Source organism: Metabacillus hrfriensis, from assembly GCF_030127205.1.
Lineage (GTDB): Bacteria > Bacillota > Bacilli > Bacillales > Bacillaceae > Bacillus_P > Bacillus_P dongyingensis.
The window spans coordinates 113,533-138,375 of record NZ_CP126116.1 but is presented as its reverse complement, the minus strand read 5'-3'; the positions used below and the strand labels follow the sequence as shown (position 1 = coordinate 138,375).

The 24,843-nt window shown below is 41.4% G+C and carries 25 protein-coding genes and 2 other annotated features; all 25 genes read right to left on the bottom strand.

The annotated features are described in order from the left end of the window. Window positions 1-13: 13 nt before the first annotated feature. The 25 genes from rpsG to radA all read right to left on the bottom strand — a co-directional run bounded on the left by rpsG (window position 14) and on the right by radA (window position 24,733). Window positions 14-484, bottom strand: a complete 471-nt coding sequence (gene rpsG, locus QLQ22_RS00725) for a 30S ribosomal protein S7 (protein ID WP_070875236.1) — start codon at window positions 482-484, stop codon at window positions 14-16. 50 nt (window positions 485-534) lie between these two features. Next, entirely contained in the window at window positions 535-957 is a 423-nt protein-coding gene (gene rpsL / locus QLQ22_RS00720; RefSeq protein ID WP_029282841.1) for a 30S ribosomal protein S12, read from the bottom strand. 107 nt (window positions 958-1,064) lie between these two features. Continuing rightward, window positions 1,065-1,313 (bottom strand): 50S ribosomal protein L7ae-like protein, encoded by a 249-nt coding sequence (locus QLQ22_RS00715; protein WP_223438937.1) that lies wholly within the window; start codon window positions 1,311-1,313, stop codon window positions 1,065-1,067. Window positions 1,314-1,439: 126 nt separating this feature from the next. Next, a complete protein-coding gene (gene rpoC, locus QLQ22_RS00710; protein ID WP_223438936.1) occupies window positions 1,440-5,039 on the bottom strand; it encodes a DNA-directed RNA polymerase subunit beta' in 3,600 nt (1,199 codons plus the stop codon). A 46-nt stretch (window positions 5,040-5,085) separates the two neighbouring features. Further along, complete coding sequence (rpoB, locus tag QLQ22_RS00705; protein WP_223438935.1) at window positions 5,086-8,667, bottom strand: DNA-directed RNA polymerase subunit beta; 3,582 nt, start codon at window positions 8,665-8,667, stop codon at window positions 5,086-5,088. 259 nt (window positions 8,668-8,926) lie between these two features. After that, window positions 8,927-9,532: a class I SAM-dependent methyltransferase gene (locus QLQ22_RS00700; RefSeq protein WP_223438934.1), complete on the bottom strand. Its 606-nt coding sequence runs from the start codon at window positions 9,530-9,532 to the stop codon at window positions 8,927-8,929. Window positions 9,533-9,667: 135 nt separating this feature from the next. Further along, window positions 9,668-10,033 (bottom strand): 50S ribosomal protein L7/L12, encoded by a 366-nt coding sequence (gene rplL, locus QLQ22_RS00695; RefSeq protein ID WP_070875241.1) that lies wholly within the window; start codon window positions 10,031-10,033, stop codon window positions 9,668-9,670. A gap of 57 nt (window positions 10,034-10,090) precedes the next feature. After that, window positions 10,091-10,591, bottom strand: a complete 501-nt coding sequence (rplJ, locus tag QLQ22_RS00690; RefSeq protein ID WP_223438933.1) for a 50S ribosomal protein L10 — start codon at window positions 10,589-10,591, stop codon at window positions 10,091-10,093. A 54-nt stretch (window positions 10,592-10,645) separates the two neighbouring features. Beyond that, window positions 10,646-10,791 (bottom strand) — a sequence feature (ribosomal protein L10 leader region). A 49-nt stretch (window positions 10,792-10,840) separates the two neighbouring features. Beyond that, a complete protein-coding gene (gene rplA / locus QLQ22_RS00685; protein ID WP_223438932.1) occupies window positions 10,841-11,539 on the bottom strand; it encodes a 50S ribosomal protein L1 in 699 nt (232 codons plus the stop codon). A 101-nt stretch (window positions 11,540-11,640) separates the two neighbouring features. Continuing rightward, complete coding sequence (rplK, locus tag QLQ22_RS00680) at window positions 11,641-12,066, bottom strand: 50S ribosomal protein L11 (protein WP_029282857.1); 426 nt, start codon at window positions 12,064-12,066, stop codon at window positions 11,641-11,643. Between the two features lie 170 nt (window positions 12,067-12,236). After that, on the bottom strand, window positions 12,237-12,770 hold the full coding sequence (gene nusG, locus QLQ22_RS00675) for a transcription termination/antitermination protein NusG (protein ID WP_101569391.1): 534 nt from the start codon (window positions 12,768-12,770) through the stop codon (window positions 12,237-12,239). 209 nt (window positions 12,771-12,979) lie between these two features. Continuing rightward, a complete protein-coding gene (secE, locus tag QLQ22_RS00670) occupies window positions 12,980-13,159 on the bottom strand; it encodes a preprotein translocase subunit SecE (protein ID WP_223438931.1) in 180 nt (59 codons plus the stop codon). A 63-nt stretch (window positions 13,160-13,222) separates the two neighbouring features. Further along, complete coding sequence (rpmG, locus tag QLQ22_RS00665) at window positions 13,223-13,372, bottom strand: 50S ribosomal protein L33 (protein WP_223438930.1); 150 nt, start codon at window positions 13,370-13,372, stop codon at window positions 13,223-13,225. 95 nt (window positions 13,373-13,467) lie between these two features. Beyond that, window positions 13,468-14,124, bottom strand: a complete 657-nt coding sequence (gene sigH / locus QLQ22_RS00660) for an RNA polymerase sporulation sigma factor SigH (protein ID WP_284015810.1) — start codon at window positions 14,122-14,124, stop codon at window positions 13,468-13,470. Between the two features lie 67 nt (window positions 14,125-14,191). Continuing rightward, the gene (locus QLQ22_RS00655) at window positions 14,192-14,701 is read right to left on the bottom strand and encodes an NYN domain-containing protein (protein WP_223438928.1); all 510 of its coding nucleotides are present in this window, start codon (window positions 14,699-14,701) and stop codon (window positions 14,192-14,194) included. Window positions 14,702-14,705: 4 nt separating this feature from the next. Further along, window positions 14,706-15,449 carry a 23S rRNA (guanosine(2251)-2'-O)-methyltransferase RlmB gene (gene rlmB / locus QLQ22_RS00650; RefSeq protein ID WP_223438927.1) on the bottom strand — a complete coding sequence of 248 codons (744 nt, stop codon included), beginning with the start codon at window positions 15,447-15,449 and terminating at the stop codon, window positions 14,706-14,708. Window positions 15,450-15,451: 2 nt separating this feature from the next. After that, a complete protein-coding gene (locus QLQ22_RS00645; protein ID WP_223438926.1) occupies window positions 15,452-15,868 on the bottom strand; it encodes a Mini-ribonuclease 3 in 417 nt (138 codons plus the stop codon). Window positions 15,869-15,870: 2 nt separating this feature from the next. Continuing rightward, window positions 15,871-17,268 carry a cysteine--tRNA ligase gene (cysS, locus tag QLQ22_RS00640; RefSeq protein ID WP_223438925.1) on the bottom strand — a complete coding sequence of 466 codons (1,398 nt, stop codon included), beginning with the start codon at window positions 17,266-17,268 and terminating at the stop codon, window positions 15,871-15,873. After that, window positions 17,219-17,914 carry a serine O-acetyltransferase gene (cysE, locus tag QLQ22_RS00635; RefSeq protein ID WP_223438924.1) on the bottom strand — a complete coding sequence of 232 codons (696 nt, stop codon included), beginning with the start codon at window positions 17,912-17,914 and terminating at the stop codon, window positions 17,219-17,221. Before cysE ends, cysS begins: the two co-directional genes overlap by 50 nt. 65 nt (window positions 17,915-17,979) lie before the next feature. Then, window positions 17,980-18,222 (bottom strand) — a binding site (T-box leader). A 38-nt stretch (window positions 18,223-18,260) separates the two neighbouring features. After that, window positions 18,261-19,718 (bottom strand): glutamate--tRNA ligase, encoded by a 1,458-nt coding sequence (gene gltX / locus QLQ22_RS00630; RefSeq protein ID WP_252207853.1) that lies wholly within the window; start codon window positions 19,716-19,718, stop codon window positions 18,261-18,263. 76 nt (window positions 19,719-19,794) lie between these two features. Next, complete coding sequence (ispF, locus tag QLQ22_RS00625; RefSeq protein ID WP_284015809.1) at window positions 19,795-20,271, bottom strand: 2-C-methyl-D-erythritol 2,4-cyclodiphosphate synthase; 477 nt, start codon at window positions 20,269-20,271, stop codon at window positions 19,795-19,797. Further along, on the bottom strand, window positions 20,271-20,957 hold the full coding sequence (gene ispD / locus QLQ22_RS00620; protein WP_223438921.1) for a 2-C-methyl-D-erythritol 4-phosphate cytidylyltransferase: 687 nt from the start codon (window positions 20,955-20,957) through the stop codon (window positions 20,271-20,273). Before ispD ends, ispF begins: the two co-directional genes overlap by 1 nt. Before the next feature lie 12 nt (window positions 20,958-20,969). Then, entirely contained in the window at window positions 20,970-22,070 is a 1,101-nt protein-coding gene (locus QLQ22_RS00615; protein ID WP_223438920.1) for a PIN/TRAM domain-containing protein, read from the bottom strand. 193 nt (window positions 22,071-22,263) lie between these two features. Next, complete coding sequence (gene disA, locus QLQ22_RS00610) at window positions 22,264-23,346, bottom strand: DNA integrity scanning diadenylate cyclase DisA (RefSeq protein ID WP_284015808.1); 1,083 nt, start codon at window positions 23,344-23,346, stop codon at window positions 22,264-22,266. Window positions 23,347-23,350: 4 nt separating this feature from the next. Then, complete coding sequence (gene radA / locus QLQ22_RS00605) at window positions 23,351-24,733, bottom strand: DNA repair protein RadA (RefSeq protein ID WP_223438918.1); 1,383 nt, start codon at window positions 24,731-24,733, stop codon at window positions 23,351-23,353. Window positions 24,734-24,843: the final 110 nt, after the last annotated feature.

Sequence of the window (24,843 nt, the reverse complement as noted above, 5' to 3'; positions counted from 1 at the left end):
TATTGTTAGAATCCTACCAGCGGTAGTGAGCGAATGCTTTGTTAGCTTCAGCCATTTTGTGAGTATCTTCACGTTTCTTAACTGATGAGCCAGTGTTGTTAGCTGCATCAAGAATCTCGTTAGCTAAACGCTCTTCCATCGTTTTTTCACCGCGAAGACGAGCGTAGTTTACTAACCAGCGAAGACCAAGAGTAGTACGGCGGTCAGGGCGAACTTCAACAGGAACTTGATAGTTTGCACCACCCACACGACGAGCTCTTACCTCAAGAACTGGCATGATGTTTTTAAGTGCTTGTTCAAACACTTCGATTGCTTCTTTACCTGAACGCTCTTTCACTAAGTCAAAAGCAGTGTAAAGAATAGTTTGTGCTTTACCTCTCTTACCGTCAACCATAATTCTGTTAATTAGACGAGTAACAAGCTTTGAGTTGTAAAGTGGATCTGGTAATACGTCTCTTTTTGTAACAGGACCTTTACGTGGCATGTTATATCCTCCCTTCATGCTATAATCTTAAGCTTTATATACTTAAGGCATTATTTTTTTGGTGCTTTTGGTCGTTTTGTACCGTATTTAGAGCGGCCTTGCATACGTTTGTCAACACCAGCAGTGTCTAATGCACCGCGTACGATGTGATAACGTACACCCGGTAAATCTTTTACACGTCCGCCGCGGATAAGTACAACACTATGCTCTTGCAGGTTGTGTCCGATACCAGGAATGTAGGCAGTTACCTCAATTCCGTTAGTTAAGCGAACACGAGCATATTTACGAAGAGCCGAGTTCGGTTTCTTCGGTGTCATTGTACCAACACGAGTACATACTCCGCGTTTTTGCGGTGATGAAGTGTTTGTTTGCTCTTTTTTGAAGCTGTTGTAACCTTTGTTTAACGCAGGAGAAGTTGATTTTTCAACTTTGCTTACGCGTCCCTTGCGCACTAATTGGTTAATAGTAGGCATGTTTATGTCCTCCCTTCTCGAAGTTTAATACCACACATCCAGGTGGTTCATATTTGGGCAAAAACAAAGTTTTTGCAGAGGATTTAAAACCCTTGGCAAAAACGGTTTTAATTGATAATAGCTACAGTTACTGCTCCTACTTCTATTCCGCAAGCTTTTCCAAGCTTTTTCATAGAGTCAACCATACTAAAGGGAATGTCCTTCTGTTTAGCAAGTTCAATAATCATTTGTATGATTCTTGAATCTGCGTCTTCAGCAATGATCAGTTCCTTTGCTTGATCAAGTTTTAGAGCCTTTACTGTTTGCTTCGTACCAACAATAATTTTATGTGCCTGCGATACTTTTTCATAAGACATAATAATATATCCTCCAAAGCAACAGGTTTTAATTAAGCACCTAGAACATACTAACATCGTAAGAGATGGATGTCAACTAGATCAATGAAACATTTTTCTAGAATCGTCCATCTCTTTTTCAGTTAGTTAATCTACAGTTACAGTTTCATCTTCCGGCTGTGTGCGCGGGATTGGGTTAACGCGTCTATAGCGCTGCATTCCAGTTCCGGCAGGCACAAGCTTACCGATGATAACATTTTCTTTCAAGCCGAGCAGTTCATCACGTTTGCCTTTAATCGCAGCATCAGTAAGGACACGAGTTGTTTCCTGGAATGATGCAGCCGATAAGAATGAATCTGTTTCAAGTGATGCTTTTGTAATACCAAGAAGGATCGGACGTCCTGTTGCAGGGCGTTTGCCGTCAAGCAATACCTTTTTGTTGGCATCCGTAAATTGGTGAACATCAAGCAATGTTCCAGGCAATACATCTGTATCTCCTGCATCCATTACTCTTACTTTGCGAAGCATTTGGCGAACCATTACTTCAACGTGTTTGTCTCCAATTTCTACCCCTTGCATACGGTATACTTTTTGAACTTCACGAAGCAGATATTCCTGAACAGAAGTGATGTCTGTTACTTTGAGCAATTCTTTAGGGTCAATTGAACCTTCTGTAAGTTCCTGACCGTGTTTAATTTGGTCGCCTTCAGCCACTTTAAGTCTAGCGTTGTAAGCAGCTGTGTAAGTGCGTGTTTCAACATCGCCTTTAATAACGATTTCCTGTTGTCTGTCACGAACTTCATTTATTTCCACTACTACCCCATCAATTTCAGAAATGGTTGCTTGACCTTTAGGATTTCTCGCTTCAAATAGTTCTTGAATACGAGGTAAACCTTGAGTGATGTCATCTCCGGCAACACCGCCTGTATGGAACGTACGCATTGTAAGCTGAGTTCCTGGTTCTCCGATAGATTGAGCAGCGATAATTCCGACTGCCTCTCCAACTTCAACCTCTGTACCTGTAGCCAAGTTGCGTCCGTAGCATTTTTTACATACACCATGACGGGTGTTACATGTAAATGCAGAACGGATCCATACTTCTTCAATACCTGTTTCAACAATCGCTAAAGCAAGGTCTTCTGTAATGAGATCATTTTCAGAAACGATGACTTCGCCAGTCTCCGGATGTTTAATTGTTTTGCGTGCATGACGTCCAATTAAACGCTCTTCTAAATGCTCGATTACTTCTGTGCCTTCTTTAATTGATTTCGTCAAGATGCCGCGGTCTGTTCCACAGTCTTCATCACGAATGATTACATCCTGTGCAACGTCAACGAGACGTCTTGTCAAATAACCTGAGTCAGCTGTTTTAAGGGCTGTATCGGCAAGTCCTTTACGCGCACCATGTGTTGAGATAAAGTACTCTAACACTGTTAAGCCCTCGCGGAAACTTGATTTGATTGGAAGTTCAATAATACGTCCAGCCGGGTTGGCCATCAGTCCGCGCATTCCGGCAAGCTGCGTAAAGTTAGATGCGTTACCACGGGCTCCTGAATCACTCATCATGAAGATCGGGTTGCGTTTATCAAGAGAAGCCATCAGTTTGCCCTGGATAACATCTTTAGACGCACTCCAGATGGAAATAACACGTTCATAGCGCTCTTCTTCTGTAATCAGACCGCGTTTGAATTGTTTAAGAACATTATCTACTTTAGCTTGAGCCTCTTTAAGGATCTCTTCTTTTTCGCGCAATACGATGATATCTGATACACCAACCGTAATACCGGCTTTTGTAGAGTATCTGAATCCAAGATCCTTCATGCGGTCAAGCATTTTAGATGTTTCAGTGATATGGAATTTCTTAAAGATTTCAGCAATGATTTTACCTAAGATCCCCTTCTTGAACGGAGGAATAATCTCTTGGCTTTGAATGAATTCTTTTACATTCACATTTGCATCAATAAAGAATTTTTCCGGTGTTTCATCTTCAATATTGCTCTTCGTCGGTTCATTCATATAAGGGAATGAAGGCGGCAGAATTTCATTGAAGATCAATTTTCCTACTGTTGTTACAAGAAGCTTTTTGCGCTGTTCGTCAGTGAATGATTCATTAGGCAGAGAACTCGCTTGAACAGCAATACGAGTATGCAGATGCACATATCCGTTTTGATATGCGATCAATGCTTCGTTCGTATCCTTGAAGACCATTCCTTCGCCGACAGCTTCTTCACGTTCTAATGTCAGGTAGTAGTTGCCTAATACCATATCCTGAGAAGGAGTAACAACAGGTTTTCCATCTTTAGGATTTAGAATGTTTTGAGCTGCAAGCATCAGAATGCGTGCTTCTGCTTGAGCTTCAGCAGATAAAGGTACGTGAACCGCCATTTGGTCACCGTCAAAGTCAGCGTTATATGCTGTACATACTAATGGGTGAAGACGAATTGCACGGCCTTCTACAAGCGTAGGCTCGAATGCCTGAATTCCCAGTCTGTGAAGTGTAGGTGCGCGGTTAAGCAGAACTGGATGCTCTCTGATAACTGCTTCTAATACATCCCAAACCTCAGGAGATACACGCTCTATTTTACGTTTAGCACTCTTAATGTTATGTGCTAAGCCTTTTTCTACTAGTTCTTTCATAACGAAAGGCTTGAATAATTCTAGAGCCATTTCTTTCGGCAATCCGCATTGATACATTTTCAGGTTCGGTCCTACAACGATAACGGAACGGCCAGAGTAGTCAACACGTTTACCAAGAAGGTTTTGACGGAAACGTCCTTGTTTTCCTTTCAGCATGTGTGAAAGGGATTTAAGAGGACGATTACCCGGTCCTGTAACAGGACGGCCGCGGCGGCCATTGTCAATCAAGGCATCAACAGCTTCCTGAAGCATGCGTTTTTCGTTCTGAACGATGATGCTAGGCGCACCAAGATCCAATAGACGTTTTAAACGGTTGTTGCGGTTGATTACACGGCGGTACAAATCATTTAAGTCAGAAGTCGCAAAGCGGCCTCCGTCTAATTGAACCATTGGACGAAGTTCAGGCGGGATGACCGGAAGCACATCAAGGATCATCCATGATGGCTCATTTCCTGAGTTGCGGAACGCTTCTAATACTTCTAAACGTTTGATTGCACGGGTTCTGCGCTGACCCTGTGATGTTTTAAGCTCTTCTTTAAGCTGATCAACTTCTTTGTCCAAGTCGATGTCAGAGAGAAGTTTTTTAATTGCTTCTGCACCCATTGCAGCCTGGAAAGTTGAGCTGTATTTATCACGGTATGCTCTATATTCTTTTTCAGAAAGCAGCTGTTTTTTCTCAAGCGGCGTGTCGCCTGTTTCTGTAACCACGTAAGAAGCGAAGTAAATCACTTCTTCTAGTGCACGCGGAGACATATCAAGGACTAAGCCCATGCGGCTAGGAATGCCTTTGAAATACCAAATGTGAGAAACAGGGGCAGCAAGTTCAATATGCCCCATACGCTCACGGCGAACCTTTGCACGAGTTACTTCAACTCCGCATCGATCACAGACTACACCTTTGTAGCGAACTCTTTTATATTTTCCGCAATGACATTCCCAGTCCTTTGTAGGACCGAAAATGCGCTCACAGAACAAACCGTCTTTTTCTGGTTTTAATGTACGATAGTTAATCGTTTCTGGTTTCTTAACTTCACCGAATGACCACGAGCGAATTTTATCAGGTGAAGCGAGACCGATGTTCATATACTCAAAGTTATTTACATCTAGCAAGGGGCCTACCTCCCTTTTCGTCTTCAGGTTTTACCCTTATTGCTTACTATTCTTTAGTAACTGCGTCTTTTTCTTTTTCCATGGCTGCTGATGAAAGATCATCCGGCTGATCATTCAAGGATAAACCTTCTGATTGCTGTCCTTCTTCATCATCTTCTAAGTCTCTCATTTCGATTTCTTTTTCGTCGCTTGAGAGAATCTTGACATCCATACCTAAGCTTTGAAGCTCTTTAATTAATACTTTGAATGATTCTGGAACCCCAGGCTCCGGAACATTTTCGCCTTTGACGATTGCTTCGTACGTTTTCACACGGCCAACAACATCATCCGACTTAACTGTGAGAATCTCTTGAAGAGTATAAGCTGCGCCATAAGCTTCAAGTGCCCATACTTCCATTTCCCCGAAACGCTGTCCGCCAAATTGGGCTTTACCGCCAAGAGGCTGCTGTGTAACAAGTGAGTAAGGACCTGTTGAACGTGCATGCAATTTATCATCAACCATGTGGGCAAGTTTAATCATGTACATGATACCTACTGATACACGGTTATCAAACGGTTCACCTGAACGGCCATCATAAAGAACTGTTTTAGCATCGCGTGCCATGCCAGCTTCTTCAAGAGTTGACCAAACATCTTCCTCGCGGGCACCATCAAATACTGGAGATGCAACGTGTAAACCAAGCTTGCGCGCTGCCATTCCAAGATGCAGTTCAAGCACCTGACCGATGTTCATACGAGATGGAACGCCCAGCGGATTTAACATGATATCCACCGGTGTGCCGTCTGGAAGATACGGCATATCTTCTTCAGGAAGAATTCTTGAGATAACACCTTTGTTTCCGTGACGTCCGGCCATTTTATCCCCTTCAGAAATTTTACGCTTCTGAACGATGTATGCACGGACTAACTGGTTAACTCCAGGTGGAAGTTCATCTCCGTCTTCACGGTTGAACACTTTAACATCCAGAACGATACCGCCGCCTCCGTGAGGAACACGAAGTGAAGTATCACGGACTTCCCTTGCTTTTTCACCAAAGATCGCATGAAGCAGGCGTTCTTCCGCAGTCAGTTCAGTTACCCCTTTTGGCGTAACCTTACCAACAAGCAGATCTCCGTCTTTTACTTCTGCACCGACACGGATAATACCGCGGTCGTCTAAGTTGCGAAGCGCATCTTCTCCAACATTCGGGATATCGCGTGTGATTTCTTCAGGTCCAAGCTTTGTATCACGTGATTCTGATTCATATTCTTCGATATGAATAGAAGTATAAACATCATCTTTTACAAGACGCTGACTCATGATGATGGCATCCTCATAGTTGTAGCCATCCCATGTCATGAAGGCAACCATAACGTTGCGTCCAAGTGCCAATTCGCCTTTTTCCATAGAAGGTCCATCTGCAAGGATTTCACCTTTAACAACTTCATCGCCGACACTTACAATCGGACGCTGGTTGTAGCAGGTACCTTGGTTAGAACGAATGAATTTAAGAAGGCTGTACTTATCTAAGTTGCCTTTTGTTTTCACGCCATCCACATCTTCGTAGCGTCGTACCCAGATGTTTTTAGCTTCTACTTTTTCAACTACTCCAGGGAACTTACAGATTACTGCAGCACCAGAGTCTTTGCCTGATACATACTCCATGCCTGTTCCGACAATCGGAGACTCAGGGTTCATAAGAGGTACTGCTTGTCGCTGCATGTTCGCTCCCATAAGGGCACGGTTGGAGTCATCATTTTCCAGGAACGGGATACATGCTGTTGCTGCAGAAACTACCTGTTTAGGAGATACATCCATGTAATCCATTCTGTCACGGGACATAACTGTGTTCTCACCGCGGAAACGGGAAACGATGTCCTCATCAATGAATGAACCATCATCTGCTAAACGAGCGTTTGCTTGGGCAACTACATAATTATCCTCTTCATCTGCTGTTAAGTAATCGATGCGGGAAGTTACTTTCCCTGTTTCAGGATCCACGCGGCGATACGGCGTTTCAATGAAACCAAAGCGATTGACTTTAGCATATGAAGACAGAGAGTTGATCAAACCGATGTTTGGTCCCTCAGGAGTTTCGATCGGACACATGCGGCCATAGTGAGAGTAATGAACGTCACGCACTTCAAATCCAGCACGTTCACGTGTTAAACCACCAGGTCCAAGTGCAGACAGACGGCGTTTATGAGTTAATTCAGCAAGCGGATTCGTCTGATCCATGAACTGCGATAACTGAGAGCTTCCGAAGAACTCTTTAATTGACGCAATAACAGGACGAATGTTAATCAGCTGCTGAGGTGTAATTGTATTTGTATCTTGAATGGACATTCTCTCGCGTACAACACGCTCCATACGTGAAAGACCGATTCTGAATTGATTTTGAAGAAGCTCCCCTACAGAACGCAGACGACGGTTTCCTAAATGGTCGATATCATCTGTGTCTCCTACTCCATGAAGCAAGTTAAAGAAATAACTAATGGAAGACAGGATGTCAGCAGGCGTAATATTTTTAACGTTCTCTTCAACATAAGCGTTGCTGATTACGTTAATGACTTTTTCACCTTCTGAATCGATAGGAGCATAGATTTTAATTGATTGAAGCGTCACATCTTCTTCAACAACTCCGCCTGATGGCGTTATTTTTCTGAAGCCTACTCCACTCTCTAAATTAGGAATGATTCGGTCAAGTGTGCGTCTATCAATTAAAGTATCTTTTTCTGCAATAATTTCACCAGTTTCAGGGTCTACCAGTGTTTCCGCAAGACGCTGGTTGAAAAGGCGATTTTTAATATGAAGCTTTTTATTGATCTTGTAGCGTCCTACACTTGCAAGATCGTAGCGTTTTGGATCAAAAAATCTTGAATCAAGCAAGCTCTTCGCATTATCCACTGTTGGAGGCTCACCAGGGCGCAGACGCTCATAGATTTCAAGAAGAGCTTTTTCTGTGCTTTCTGTATTGTCCTTATCAAGTGTGTTGCGAAGGTATTCATTTTCACCGAAAAGATCGGTGATTTCTTGATCAGAGCCAAACCCTAGTGCGCGCAAAAGAACCGTTACCGGCAATTTCCGAGTGCGATCAATACGCACATATGCAACATCTTTAGCATCTGTTTCGTACTCTAACCAAGCGCCACGGTTTGGAATGACAGTTGCAGTAAAGCCTTTTTTACCATTTTTATCGACTTTTCCGCTGTAATAAACACTTGGTGAACGTACGAGCTGTGATACGATAACACGCTCAGCACCGTTAATCACAAATGTACCTGTTTCAGTCATCAATGGGAAATCACCCATGAAAACATCCTGATCTTTTACTTCACCAGTTTCCTTGTTAATTAAACGCACCTTCACACGAAGCGGTGCAGAATAGGTAACATCGCGCTCTTTAGATTCCTCTACTGAATATTTAGGATCACCTAAACTATAATCAATAAATTCTAGCGAGAGGTTACCAGTGAAGTCTTCGATAGGAGATATGTCCTGGAACATTTCTCTAAGACCCTCATCAAGAAACCACTGATAGGAAGAGGTTTGAATCTCAATAAGATTTGGTAATTCTAACACTTCACTAATACGTGCATAACTTCTGCGTTGGCGGTGTCGTCCATACTGAACTAGTTGACCTGTCAACTGCTTCACCCCTCAAATCAAGCGTAATATAACTTGTAATATGTACTCGTAAATCAATCTATTAACCACCAATACACATACAAGGAGAAAACAAAAATAAAAAGGTCTCTATAAATTAGAAAACCACTTTTGTAAAACGTACTATTGATTTTATAAGTTTTTCCATCTGTCCTATATTTATACATTTATCTCAAAAAATAGAGACTTATGGAATATATATATTGGCATTTTATAATATTAACATAGCGAAAAATACGAGTCAATCTTTTTCTGCTCTGATAATAAAGTAGCCTTTATCCTTTTTGACTGTAACAACCTCTTTAAACATCTCACCCAATTTAGCAATAGCCGAAGGGGCTCCTTGCTTTTTCTGAATGACAATCCATAATTCTCCGCCCGGCAAAAGAGATTCAAAGCTTTTTTCAAAAATCTCGTGAACAACCTTTTTTCCTGCACGGATAGGTGGATTGGTTAAGACAGCCGCATACTTTTTCGAAGGATCAACATTTTCAAAAAGATTGCTTGCGATAATACGGACATTTTTCACACCGTTTGCTTCTGCATTTACTTTCGCAAGTTCTACCGCTCTCTCATTAACATCGATCATATCAACTGTGAGATCCTTGAATTCTTTAGCAAGCGAAATTCCAATTGGTCCGTATCCGCAGCCAACGTCTAACATGTCGCCTTTTTGTTCAGGTTTTGTAAATGTTTCAATCAGCAGTCTTGAACCGAAGTCGACTTCATTTTTTGAAAAAACGCCGCGATCACTTTGAAAATGAAAGGAATTCCCTCTTAAAGTAAACGTCCATGATTTACGGTTACTCTCAGCCTCTGGCTGTTGTGAATAATAATGATTTGTCATCTTTTTCCCTCCATGTTAAAGGAGTATAGCAAATCATGGTATTTTTCATACCTAGTATCTGCAAAAAATCAATTTCATGTCAAACGTGAAAAAAAAGCTCGCTATATGAATTAAGCGAGCTTTGTCTTTTTGGAATTACTTAACTTCTACAGAAGCGCCAACTTCTTCAAGTTTGCCTTTGATTTCTTCAGCTTCTTCTTTAGCGATTCCTTCTTTAACAGCTTTAGGAGTGTTGTCAACTAATTCTTTAGCTTCTTTCAAGCCAAGACCAGTGATTTCACGTACTACTTTGATAACTTTGATTTTTTGAGCACCAGCGCTAGCAAGTACTACATCAAATTCAGTTTGCTCAGCAGCAGCTTCGCCACCAGCAGCGCCACCAGCCATTGCTACAGGAGCAGCTGCAGTTACGCCAAATTCTTCTTCGATTGCTTTAACTAAGTCGTTTAATTCTAAAACAGTCATTTCTTTAACTGCTTCAATGATTTGTTCTTTAGTCATTGTATATTTCCTCCTTATAAACCTATTAGTTTTTTGTTTTGGTACAGGTCAAACAGATTAAGCGCCTTGCTCTTCTTTTTGTTCTGCAACTGCTTTAGTAGCAAGTGCAAGATTGCGGATTGGAGCTTGAAGAACGCTAAGCAACATAGAAAGTAAGCCTTCACGTGACGGAAGATCAGCAAGAGCTTTAATTTGTTCTACAGTTGCGATGTTTCCTTCGATTACACCTGCTTTGATTTCTAACGCGTCATGCTTTTTAGCAAAATCGTTAAGAATCTTAGCTGGAGCAACTACGTCTTCATTACTGAATGCAATTGCATTAGGACCTGTTAGGGCGTCATTAAGACCAGTAAGTTCAACATTTTCAACTGCACGGCGAGTCATTGTGTTTTTGTAAACTTTGAACTCGATGCCAGCTTCACGAAGAGTTTTACGAAGTTCAGTAACTTCTGCTACTGTTAAACCGCGGTAGTCAACAACGATTGTTGTTTTGCTGTCGCGAAATTTAGCAGTAATGTCATCTACGATGGATTTTTTTGTTTCGATAGCGCTGCTCATTGATACACCTCCTGTAAGAATCAAAGTCCCACACTTATACCGATCGGTGTTTTCTCTTAAAACAAGAAATGCCTCCACGTTAGACATGGAGGCAGTATATATACAAGCGATCTAATAATTCTAGTTCACATATATACACCTCGGCAGGAAATTAAGCTTATGCAAGCACCTACTGTCTACGGTATAAATGAAGTTAATTTGTTAAACAACATTTTTGATTATATATAAAGTTGACCCTTATGTCAACTATTATTTAACGCCGAAACTTGATGAATCAACTTTAACGCCAGGTCCCATAGTAGAAGCAACAGCTACGTTCTTCATGTATGTGCCTTTTGCAGCAGCAGGTTTTGCTTTTAATAACGTTTCGAAGATTGTAGTGAAGTTTTCAACTAGCTTGCTGTCTTCGAAAGATACTTTACCGATTGGCACGTGGATGTTACCAGCTTTGTCAACACGGTATTCAACTTTACCAGCTTTGATTTCTTTAACTGCTTTTTCAACGTCAAATGAAACAGTGCCAGTTTTAGGGTTTGGCATTAAGCCTTTTGGTCCAAGTACGCGGCCGAGCTTACCAACTTCACCCATCATGTCAGGAGTAGCTACGATTACATCGAAGTCAAACCATCCTTGTTGGATTTTAGCGATATAGTCAGCATCGCCTACGAAATCAGCTCCAGCAGCTTCTGCTTCTTTCGCTTTTTCACCTTTAGCAAATACTAAAACGCGTTGAGTTTTACCTGTTCCGTTTGGAAGAACAACTGCTCCGCGGATTTGCTGATCGTTTTTACGTGGATCAACGCCTAAACGGAATGCAACTTCAACTGTTGCATCAAATTTAGCTGTGTTTGTTTTCTTTACAAGTTCAATTGCTTCTTGAACTCCGTAAGCTTGAGTACGGTCTACTAATTTAGCAGCTTCTACGTACTTTTTACCTCTTTTAGCCATTTTAAATTTCCTCCTTAGTGGTTTTAGCGGAATAACCTCCCACGAATAAAGGTTGCGAACTTGTTAAAAGCAAACTCGCAACCCCTAAAACAAAACAACAATTAGTCTTCGATGACGATACCCATGCTGCGCGCAGTACCTTCAACCATACGCATAGCTGATTCAACATTAGCTGCATTTAAGTCAGGCATTTTTGTTTCAGCGATTTCACGTACTTTATCACGCTTAACTGTTGCTACTTTATTACGGTTAGGTTCACCTGAACCTGACTCGATACCAGCTGCTTTCTTAAGCAATACTGCAGCAGGCGGAGTTTTTGTAATAAATGTAAATGAACGGTCTTCAAATACCGTAATTTCAACAGGAATGATAAGTCCAGCCTGATCAGCTGTACGAGCGTTAAACTCCTTACAGAATCCCATGATGTTAACACCAGCTTGACCTAATGCAGGACCAACCGGCGGCGCTGGATTTGCTTTTCCAGCAGGAATTTGCAATTTAACCATTTTAATTACTTTTTTAGCCACGAGACACACCTCCTTAAGTCCGTGATGTGGTAATAGGGTAATACCCTCCCACTCATGTCGTTCATTCTTTATATGAATGATAGAAATTAATCAAGTTTTATGTCCCGCAAAGCGAGACATACTGACTTATGAAATATTATCACTTTTCTTTTGTGAATTCAAGTTTTTTCTTATAATTTATCAACTTGTGAAAATTCCAGCTCAACCGGTGTTTCGCGGCCGAACATATTCACAAGCACCTTCACTTTGCTCTTATCTTTATCAATCTCTTCAATTGATCCGGTAAAGTTAGCAAAAGGTCCGTCTATTACTTTTACAGTCTCTTTCAAATCGAAATCAAGTTCAACTCTCTTTTCTTCCATTCCCATATGCTTAAGGATCGTTACAACTTCTTCCGGAAGGAGCGCTGTTGGCTTTGAACCTGATCCAGCTGAACCTACAAATCCTGTTACACCAGGTGTATTCCGGACTACGTACCATGAATCATCTGTCATGACGATTTCTACTAGGACATAACCTGGGAATACCTTTTTCTTTGTTACTTTCTTTTTGCCGTTTTTATAATCTGTTTCTTCCTCTTCCGGAACGATTACACGGAAGATTTTATCTTGCATGCCCATTGATTCTACACGCTTTTCAAGATTCGCCTTTACCTTATTCTCATAACCGGAATAAGTGTGGACTACATACCAATTTTTCTCCATCTTTTATAGGACGATTTGTCCATTCCCTCCCTGCTTTTTAAATCTTATATTTTGAATCTGCTGTTCTTATTTCTTTGGCTGACTCTTTTGAAGACAATGAAAAAACCCGTCGAACGGGTTTTTGGGGAAATATAATATTCTCTATTATAGCACGATTTTATATCTATTATTCAAAAAATAAAATGAAATTGAAGATCCCAGTTTATTTTTTAAGACACTAGACGAATTAACGATGAAATTCCCAAATCAATAATGGCGAAAAAGACTACAGCAAAAGCGACAGTTGCAATAACTATAATCGTATAGCGTGTCAATTCTTTGCCTTTTGGCCAGCTGACCTTTTTCATTTCACGGGATACATCTTTGAAAAAATTAACAATACGCTGCATTTACATTACCTCCAAGAGAATTCAGAAAGCCTGTCATAGAAATAAAGAATCATGAGATGATTACTACTTTGTTTCACGGTGGTCCGTATGTGCGTTACAAGCTTTGCAAAATTTCTTGAATTCTAAACGCTCTTCGGAGCTTGACGTGTTTTTCATGGTTGTGTAGTTTCTGCTTCCACAGTCTGTGCAAGCCAATGTAACTTTCTTACGCATTTATGGCACCTTCCGCTAGTCCTTCATTTTTTCTTTAAAAATGTAACACACGCAAGGTTCTTCGTCAATCACACCTAACATGTTTTACATAATTTTTACATGTTGATTTCACGAAGCTCTAGATATCTTTCAAGCTTTCTCTTCACCCGCTGAAGGGCGTTATCTATTGATTTGACGTGGCGGTTGAGCTCTTCAGAAATTTCCTGATAGGATCTGCCGTCCAGATAGAGAACAAGCACTTTCCGTTCCAGGTCGCTCAGAAGCTCTCCCATTTTCAATTCAATATCGTCAAATTCTTCCTGATTTATAATCAGTTCTTCCGGGTCCATGACTTTCGCCCCTGAAATGACATCCATCAGTGTCCGGTCTGATTCTTCATCGTAAATCGGCTTGTCCAGTGAAACATAAGAGTTAAGAGGAATATGTTTTTGACGGGTTGCGGTTTTAATAGCGGTAATGATTTGGCGCGTGATGCACAGTTCTGCAAAAGCTTTGAAAGAAGTAAGCTTGTCCTCTCTGAAATCACGGATAGATTTATACAAACCGATCATACCTTCTTGAATAATATCTTCTCTGTCAGCGCCTATCAGGAAATAGGACCTTGCCTTCGCTCTAACAAAATTACGGTATTTGGTTATTAAATAATCAAGAGCATCGCTGTCTCCATTATGAACAAGCTCCACAACCTGTTCATCCAAAAGAGCATGAAAGTCTTCCTTGCTGAGTCTACCCGTGCTGAAATGTGTGTTCATGCCGATCCCCCCGACCGCACAATAGATAGAAATATTATACAGTATGATTTTTGAAAGCGTCAACAGGCTATAAATCGCCCCTGCGCCATTTTTCAAACATTTTCAGGACATCATCTGTTATAGGAATCTTTGATTGAGGACTGTTCACTTTGATTTTCTCTACTCTTTTTTGAATTCTTTTTTCAATGGCTTCCACTTCATTTAAAAGTTCTCTTGCCGATTTTCTGAGAGCTCCCTGGCCAAAAATGGCCCATTGCTCTGTGAAATCGGAAGTTGCCACGTGAATCTGTGTCTTAATATTGTTCAGTGAAATCGCAAGTTTTTCAATGCGTTCATCTGCCGTTTCATTTTCCCGGGTATAAATTACTTCGACACGGTGGTTTTTTTGTTTCTTTTCAATACCCTTCACTTGATGAGCATCGAATATGACGATTACCCGGTAACCGGTGTAAGCTTGATACTCTGCCATTTTCTGAATAAGCAGCTCTCTTGCTTCTGAGAGATTCTCTTTTTTTAATGATTGAAGATTCGCCCAAGCACCGATGATGTTATATCCGTCAACAAGAAGGATATCCATTACCTTATTCTCCTAAAGGGTGACGCTTTCTAAAGACCTCATACATCAGCAGACTTGCTGCCACTGAGGCATTGAGCGAAGTGACCCGGCCAGCCATCGGCAAGTTGACCAGAAAATCGCATTTTTCTTTAACCAGTCTTCCCATTCCTTTACCTTCACTGCCTATAACTAATCCAAGAGGCATTTTTCCGTCCATAGAACGGTAATCATCTGACCCTTTAGCATCTGTGCCAACAATCCAGACGCCCCGTTCCTTTAATTCCTCAATGGTTCTTGCCATATTTGTCACTCTTGCTACAGGGATATATTCAATTGCGCCAGTAGAAGACTTCGCAACTGTAGCCGTCAGACCAACTGCTCTTCTTTTAGGAATGATGATGCCGTGCGCACCTGTTGCATCTGCTGTTCTCATAATAGAACCAAGGTTATGAGGGTCTTCAATTTCATCTAAAAGAAGAATAAATGGAGCTTCATTTTTATCTTCAGCCGCCTTTAGGATATCATCTACCTCTGAGTATTCATACGCTGCTACCTGAGCAACGACACCTTGATGATTTCCTTCAACCATTTGATCAATTTTCTTTTTAGGAACAGACTGAATGGAAATTCCCTTTTCTTTTGCAAGCACCATTATTTGCTGGGCTTGTCCCTTGACGGAGTTTTCCGCCATCCAGATTTTATACACATTTCTTGTCGATTTTAATGCTTCAATGACGGTGTTGCGGCCAATAATATATTCTTCTGACATTCCTATTTCCTCCCTTCGTTCTGAATCAATTCAAATGACGACTGAATGATTTCTGCTAGACGGTCTGCATTTTTTTCAAGATGCAGGTAGCCGATTAATGCTTCAAATGCTGTACTGTAGCGGTAGGTTTGAACATCTGTGTTCTTTGGAACCGTGCCTGATTTTGCATTTCGGCCGCGGCGTATGATCGCCATTTCTTCTTCAGAAAAATAATCTGCTTTTGACAATTCATGAAGAATTGTTGCCTGCGCCTTGGCTGAAACATATTTTGTTGCTAATTTATGCAGCTGATTTGGACGGACGTTGCCTTTAGAAAGCAGGTGATGCCTTACGTAGACTTCATAAATAGCATCACCTATATAGGCAAGAGCCAGGCTGTTCACTTGTTTTGGGTTCGGAATATCTTCTAAGTGAAGCATGCTTACCCTCTTTTCCATCTCGTGCCTTGAGGCGTATCTTCTAAAATGATATTCATACCCTTCAGCTGATCCCGGATTTCATCTGACAGCTGGAAGTTACGGTCTTTTCTGGCTTGAATGCGCTTTTCAATCAATTCTTCAATTTCCGCATCCAAAAGTTCTTTATTTCCAAACTGAAGGCCAAGTACAGCTCCAAGCTCATCAAATGCATCAGTGAAAGCAGCAATTACTTCTTTTGAAGTATTCTTTTCCTGCAAATAGTAGTTGGCTTGCTTTGACAATTCAAACATAACTGAAATGGCGTTGGCTGTGTTGAAATCATCATCCATAGCTTCTACAAAAACCGCGCGCTGTTCAGAGATAATGTTCAGCCACTTTTCATTATCATCGGTTAAGTCAGTGCTGCTTTGTGCACGGTGCAGCAGATTTTCGTAAGATGTACGAAGGCGGTCTAATGCATTTTTAGTGCTCTCAAGCAAATCAACGGAATAATTAATCGGATGACGGTAGTGAACGGACAGCATGAACAATCTAAGAACCTGGGCATCATGTTCTTTCAGGATGTCATGAACCAATACAAAGTTGCCTAGTGACTTCGACATTTTTTCGTTGTTAATATTAATATACCCATTATGCAGCCAGTAGTTAGCAAACGGTTTTTCTGTCAGGGCTTCAGATTGTGCAATTTCATTCTCATGGTGAGGGAATGTTAAGTCCTGTCCCCCTGCATGGATATCGATTGTATCTCCGAAATGATCATGGACCATAGCGGAGCACTCAATATGCCAGCCGGGTCTTCCTTCTCCCCATGGACTTTCCCAAGAAATCTCGCCCTCTTTTGCCGCTTTCCAAAGCGCGAAATCAAGTGAATCCTGCTTCTTCTCTCCTGCATCGATTCTGGCACCAACTCGTAGTTCATCAATGGACTGATGAGAGAGCTTTCCGTAATCTTTAAAAACTCTTGTTCTATAATACACATCCCCATCTGCTTCATAAGCAAACCCTTTTTCAATTAAAGCTGAAATAAAGTCGATAATAATATCCATGCTTTCAGTCACACGCGGATGAGCTGTTGCACGGTCGCAGCCAAGAGCCGTGACATCTTCAAAATAGGCTTCAATAAAACGGTCCGCAATTGTCTGAACATCTTCTCCAAGCTCATTTGCAGCCTTTATCAGCTTATCATCTACATCTGTAAAGTTTGATACATAAGTGACATCGTATCCTCTATACTCCAAATATTTCCGGACAGTATCATAGACAATGGCAGGACGGGCATTTCCTATATGGATATAGTTATAAACGGTCGGTCCGCACACATACATTTTGACCTTTCCTTCTTCAAGCGGCTTAAATGTTTCCTTTTGTCTGGTTAGCGTATTGTATAACTTGATGGTCATCTTGACTCTTCCCTTCTTTCAAATGTGCAAGTTCTTGTCTCAAATGCAGCATTTCTGCTTCCAGTTCTTTGAACCTGTCTGCGACTGGATCAGGAAGATTGCAGTGATCAAGATCATTTTTGATTCTCTTCCCATTTTGTATCACGACCTTGCCTGGTATTCCTACAACAGTGGAATGATCAGGCACATCACGGAGCACAACCGAACCCGCACCAATCTTAGAATAAGCACCGACTGTAATGGATCCCAGTACTTTCGCACCTGTAGCAATCAAAGCGTTATCCAGAATGGTCGGATGCCTCTTTCCTTTTTCTTTCCCGGTTCCGCCTAAAGTTACCCCTTGGAAGACTGTTACGTTATTACCGATTTCACACGTTTCACCAATCACAACACCCATACCGTGGTCTATAAAAAAGCGCCTCCCGATTTTCGCGCCTGGATGGATTTCGATTCCTGTAAAAAAGCGGCTCACTTGAGAAATGACTCTTGCAATGAAGAACAGATTCCGTCTAAAAAAAGCATGTGCCAGCCGGTGCGCCCAAATTGCATGAAGCCCGGAATAAGTAAGAATGACTTCTAAATAAGACCTTGCAGCCGGATCCTGTTCGAAAACAACCTCGATATCTTCTTTCAGCATTTTGAACATTCTATTCCCCCCCAAACATTCCCCATGATTTTTAATTGAAACTAAAAAAGCGCCTCTGCCTAATAGACAGAGACGCTTTAAATGCGCGGTTCCACTCTGTTTAAACAAGCAAAAAATTGCCTGCTTCAACTTTAGGCTCCTGTAACGGTGAGCACTCCGCTTTTATTTAATGCGTCAGACTGGCTGATGGTTCAATAAAAGACTCAAAGGTGCATTTCGAGAATGATTTCGCATAAACCTCTTTCAGCCGGGGAGGTTCTCTCTATCATGGAAACGGACTCTCTACTTCTCCTTATCAACGCGTTTAAATGTATTAATCATACTATATTACATTTTCAGAAAAAAGTTAACTGTTCGCACTTTTTAATCGGGTTAAAATTGTTTCTTTTCCGAGCAGCTCGATTGCCTGAGGCAGATCGGGACCATGAGTTTGTCCAGTTGTTGCAACACGGATTGGCATAAACAGATTCTTTCCTTTATGCCCGGTAGACTTCTGAACAGCTTTCGTAGCAGCTTTAATTTGATCAGCCGTAAAGGACTCAAGTTTCTCAATTTCCTCTGCAAATGCTGTAAGCACCTCTGGAACCTGTTCCTCTTCAAGAACATTTCGCGCTTCGCGATTATAAGTAATTTCTTCTTTAAAGAAAAGCTCAGTCAGCTCAACAATTTCTGCACCGTAACTCATTTTGTCCTGATGAAGGCCGATTAATTTCTGCGCCCAGCCCAGTTCTTCTGCTGAAGCAGCTTCTGATACTTTTCCAGCTTTGATCAAATGAGGAAGAGACAGCTCAACCAGCTGATCTAATTCTAGCTGTTTGACATATTGATTGTTCAGCCACATTAACTTCTGTGTATCAAAAACAGCCGGTGATTTCGATAGTCGACTCGGATCGAATATTTCGATGAACTGCTCTTTGCTGAAGATTTCTTCCTCGCCGCCCGGAGACCATCCTAGCATGCCGATAAAGTTAAAGAGCGCCTGCGGTAAATAGCCCAGTTCTTTATATTGTTCAATAAATTGAATAATTGATTCATCGCGTTTGCTTAATTTTTTGCGGTTTTCATTGACGATCAGTGTCATGTGGCCGAATATAGGTGCTTCCCAGCCTAATGCATTGAAAATCATAATTTGCTTCGGGGTATTTGAAATGTGGTCTTCCCCGCGAAGAACATGAGTCATTTTCATTAAATAATCATCTACTGCTACAGCGAAGTTATAAGTTGGCGTTCCGTCTTTTTTTACAATGACATAGTCGCCGATTCCATCAGTTTCGAATGAGATTTCATCTTTCACGATATCGTTAAATGTAATGACCTCTCCCTTTGGAACTCGGAAACGAATGCTTGGTTTTCTTCCTTCATCCTCAAGCTTTTGCTGCTCTTCTGGTGTTAAATGTGCGCATTTTCCAGAATATTGAGGAGTTTCGCCGCGGGCACTTTGCTCTTCCCGCTCCTGCTCAAGCTCTTCTTCTGTACAATAGCATTTATACGCCTTTCCGGCAGAAAGAAGTTCATCATAATATTTTTTATAAAGATCATTGCGCTCTGACTGTCTGTATGGACCGTATTCACCGTCTGTATCGATGCTTTCATCCCAGTCAATGCCGAGCCATTTCAAATATTTAAGCTGGCTTTCTTCACCGCCTTCAATATTTCTCTTCTTATCCGTGTCTTCAATTCGGATAATAAACTTGCCGCCTGTATTTCTCGCATATAAATAATTAAAAAGGGCTGTTCGGGCATTCCCGATATGTAAATGTCCAGTCGGACTTGGAGCGTATCGCACTCTTACTTCATTTGTCATGGTTGTACCTCCGATAATCTTTAACGTCCGTTTCATTTTATCACTAAAGTCACTCTGTTCAAAAGATGATCCGTGATTATTTTTTCTGAATGAGAACCGTTGCCTGTGAAGCTATTCCTTCTCCTCTGCCCGTAAAACCAAGCTGTTCGGTCGTTGTTGCTTTTACATTCACTTGATTGACATCAGCCTCAAGCAACTCAGCAATTCTTTCTCTCATTTGATCAATATATGGAGCCATCTTAGGCTTCTGAGCAATGACAGTACAATCAATATTTCCAAGCGTATATCCTTTTTCTTTTACGAGCTGCCAAACATGCTGCAGCAATTTTGCGGAATCTGCATCTTTAAATTCAGGATCGGTATCCGGAAAATGCTTGCCGATATCACCGGCAGCAATAGCACCAAGGCATGCATCAGCTACTGTGTGAAGCAAAACATCTGCATCCGAATGGCCCAGCAGTCCTTTTTCATATGGAATCTCGATTCCTCCGAGGATGAGCGGGCGGCCTTCTACGAGCTGGTGCACATCAAATCCCTGTCCAATTCTCAACATTACGTTTCCCCTCTTTCACTTTCTAAGATGGCTTTTGCAAGCAGCAGATCATCTGGTGTCGTTAGTTTTATATTTGTATAGTCGCCCTCGATCACTTGAACTTTCCTTCCGCTTCTTTCAATCAAACTCGCGTCATCGGTTCCCAAGAACCCAGACTGCAGCGCTTCCTCGTGGGCAGTGAGGATATCTGAAAGACGAAAAGCTTGTGGGGTCTGTACGGCCCACAAGCTAGAACGTTCAACTGTTTCAATCACTTCGCTGTTTAGAACACGTTTAATGGTGTCCTTTACAGGGACTGCAACCGTTGCAGCTCCATCTTCACTTGCTGCTTTAACTAGTTTTGTCATCATGTTTTTCTTGATGAATGGACGTGCACCGTCATGGACAAGAACAATCTCGGAAGATGCTGCCTTGAGACCATTATACACGCTGTGCTGCCTCTCACTGCCCCCGCTGATCAAACCTTTAATCTTACTGATTTCGTATTGGTCAGCCATGGCGGCAAAAATATCTCTTTCGTTCGGATTTACAACTAAGAGAATGCCTGTACATTGTGGATCATATTCAAAAACTTTCAATGTATGAACAATGACAGGTATTCCATCAAGCTCAATGAATTGCTTGTTCTTCCCTGCATTCATTCGCTTTCCTTGTCCTGCAGCAGGAATGACTACTTCATACTTCATTCGTTTACTCCCCTACAATGCTTTTTCCAGCAGCTTGGGTTTAGCAAAAATCATTCTTCCGGCAGATGTCTGCAGCACACTAGTAACAATAACATCAATGTGCTTGCCTATATAATCTCTTCCATCTTCAACAACAATCATCGTGCCGTCATCTAAATAGGCGACGCCCTGATTATGTTCTTTTCCATCTTTAATGACTTGTACTTTCATTTCTTCCCCAGGCAATACAACCGGCTTCACAGCGTTTGCTAAGTCATTGATATTTAATACTGCTACACCCTGAAGCTCACATACTTTGTTTAAGTTAAAATCGTTTGTTACCACGACGCCTGATGTAAGCTTGGCCAGTTTTACGAGTTTGCTGTCAACCTCTTGTATTTCATCAAAGTCGCCCTCATAAATCTCTACTTTAATGGACAGCTCCTTTTGAATGCGGTTCAAGATATCAAGTCCGCGTCTTCCGCGATTTCGTTTTAATGCATCAGAGGAATCGGCAATGTGCTGCAGTTCTTCAAGTACAAATTGAGGAATCACAATTGTGCCTTCTAAAAATCCCGTCTGGCAGATATCTGCAATTCTGCCGTCGATAATTACGCTTGTATCCAAAATTTTAAGCTTTTTGTCTTCTGTTTCTGTTTCTTCCTCGCCAGCGCCTTTTTTCTTTCCGATTTTGCCGGAAATAGAGAAAAGATTGATTAACTCATCTTTCCGCTTGAATCCGACCTGAAAACCAAGGTACCCAAGCAAAAGTGTAAGAAAGATCGGAATAATCGTACTGAACACTTGATATTGGATGTCTTTAAACGGAATAACATTTACGATAAGAAAGGCAATTATAAGTCCGACAATCAATCCTAAACTACCAAATAGAACATCCGTTACAGGTGCCTTTACCAGTGATTCTTCTAAGAGCTTTACCCAGTTAATTACATAATCGACAAGCCAGAACGTTGCTATATAGAATAATATTGCTCCTAAAATGGCTAATGCATATGGTGAATTAATAAAAGGTATGTCTTGTAGATTTAACAATCTCATTAGCTCCGGCATAAAGAAAATGCCTAGAGTTCCTCCAAGAAACAGGAAAAAGATCTGCACAATACGCTTTAACATACCTCCACCTCCTTTTTATCTATTATAATCACTTTAATTCAATTAAAACGCCAAAGATATGAAATTCAAAAGCTGTAAACAGATTGAAATGTTAGAACAGATTATACCTTTTCCCAAAAAAGAAAAACAAGAATAATATAACCTAAATCTGCCGGATTAAAACGTTCAAACAAAAAGTTTCATAAAAAGTTCGCTATATTTGACGATCAATCAGCAGTTGCTCCTGCAGCCTGCGCAGACCTTCTTTAATTTTTTTCGCCCGAACTTCGCCAATTCCATCAACCTCATCCAACTGTTCTACGGTTGCACGCGTAATAAGTTTCAGATTTGTAAATTTGTTCACTAAATTTTCAATTATTACAGGCGGAAGGCGAGGAATCTTTTTAAGAACTCTGTAGCCCCGGGGCATAACTAAATCCTCAAGATTGGTAAAATGTGCTGAATATCCAAGAAGCCTCAGCAGGACCATGTCATCTAAGAGCTCTGTATTTGTGAGAACCTGAAATTGATCGAGAACATATTTAGGATCAAGTGTTTTATCAAAACAATAATCTTTAATGACAAGCGCTGCTTCCTCTTCTATATCTGACAGCAATTCGTTCAGCTGTAAACGGATCAGGTGCCCTTCCGTTCCAAGTTCATTAATATAATTTAGGATTTCATTTTTTATTCTAAGAACCATTTCAATCCGGTGAATCACCTGCAGCAATTCATCAAATGTTACAAGTTCTTCAAATTCCAGTGCTCCAAGATTTATGATTGACTGATCAAGAACGGTGCGGTATTTCTCAAGCGTCTGAATGGCCTGGTTTGCCTTCGTTAAGATTACCCCGATGTCTCTCAGTGCATAACGAAGCTCTCCGTAATAAAGAGTAATAACATTTCTTCTTTGTGAAATGGCTACTACCAGATTGCCTGTCTGCTTCGCCACTCTCTCTGCCGTACGGTGACGCATACCTGTTTCGATTGACCCTATAAAAGCATTTGGAACAAGCTGAGCATTTGCATATAATATTTTATTGCCCGAATCGCTCAGGATAATAGCTCCGTCCATTTTAGCCAGTTCATAAAGATGAGCCGGGGAAAATGCAGAGTTTAAGTAAAATCCTCCATCTACCAGCTCTTTTACTTTATCACTGAAGCCGACCACAATCAGACCTCCGGTTTTCGCCCGCAATACATTTTCAATTCCAGCTCTGAGAGGTGTCCCCGGAGCAATAAATTGCAAGATTTCTTTCATGCTTTTTTCATGTGTTTTTTTCTCTTTATCAATCATTGTCCTACCCCCCTAATGTAGTCTGCAGGGCCTCTGAGACGTTCTTTACTCCCACAACCTCGATGTCCCCCGGCACCGTCCATCCCCCAATGTTGGCCTCTGGAACGATTGCACGCTTAAACCCAAGCTTGGCTGCTTCCATGACGCGCTGTTCGATTCTTGAAACGCGTCTGACTTCGCCTGTTAAGCCTACTTCTCCAATAATGATATCCGTCGCTTTTGATGGTACGTCCTTAAAGCTTGAAGCTATGCTGACTGCTATTGCTAAATCAATAGCAGGTTCATCTAATTTCACTCCTCCTGCCACTTTTAAATAGGCATCCTGGTTTTGCAGAAGCAAGCCAACTCTTTTCTCAAGGACAGCCATTAACAGCGGTACACGATTATGGTCAATCCCGGTTGCCATTCTTCGCGGATTCCCGAAGCTTGTAGGCGAGATTAACGCCTGAATTTCCACAAGAACCGGCCTTGTTCCTTCCATCGATGCAACAACCGTTGAGCCAGCTGCACCTTTTGAACGTTCCTCAAGAAAAATCTCTGAAGGGTTCAGTACCTCCTCAAGACCGCTTTCTTTCATTTCAAAAATACCCATTTCATTTGTAGAGCCAAAGCGGTTTTTCACCGCCCTTAAAATCCGGTACGTATGATGACGTTCTCCTTCAAAATAAAGCACGGTATCAACCATGTGTTCTAGGATTCTCGGACCTGCAATGGACCCTTCCTTCGTGACATGTCCCACAATAAAGATCGCAATGCCTTTTGTTTTCGCGAGTCTCATCAGTTCAGCAGTACATTCCCGCACTTGTGAAACACTCCCCGGTGCAGATGTAATGTCACTTTGAAAAACCGTTTGGATCGAATCCACGATTACAAATGCAGGATTCGTTTCATCAATCGCTTTTGAAATAAATTCAAGATCTGTTTCAGCAAGTACATAGAGCTTTTCAGATTTAACACCAAGTCTGTCAGCCCTCATTTTCGTTTGCTTGACCGATTCTTCGCCTGAAATATATAAGACATCGTTTCCATTGTCGGCTAACTGAGAAGAAACTTGAAGCAGAAGTGTTGATTTTCCTATTCCAGGATCTCCTCCTATTAACACTAAGGAGCCCCTTACAATTCCGCTTCCAAGGACACGGTTAAATTCCTGCAGGTTTGTTTTAATGCGCGGTTCTTGAGTTGTTTCAATGTTTGTAATGGGTGAAGGTTTATTGGCGGTTTGACCTGGAGCTGAGTGCGCAAAGGCAACTCTTCTATTTGCAGTTCCTGTTTTGACAATTTCCTCTGTCATCGTGTTCCATGCGCCGCAGCCTGGACATTTCCCCATCCATTTGGCAGATTCATATCCGCACGTCAGACACATGAATTTCGATTTTGTTTTAGCCATTATTTCGGTCCTTCCTTACTAGATTACCTATTTGAATAAGAAATGGTTATTTTTGATGTGAATCACAGAAACGAAATCGAGGCATACGTAAAAAGTGTATGCCTCATGAT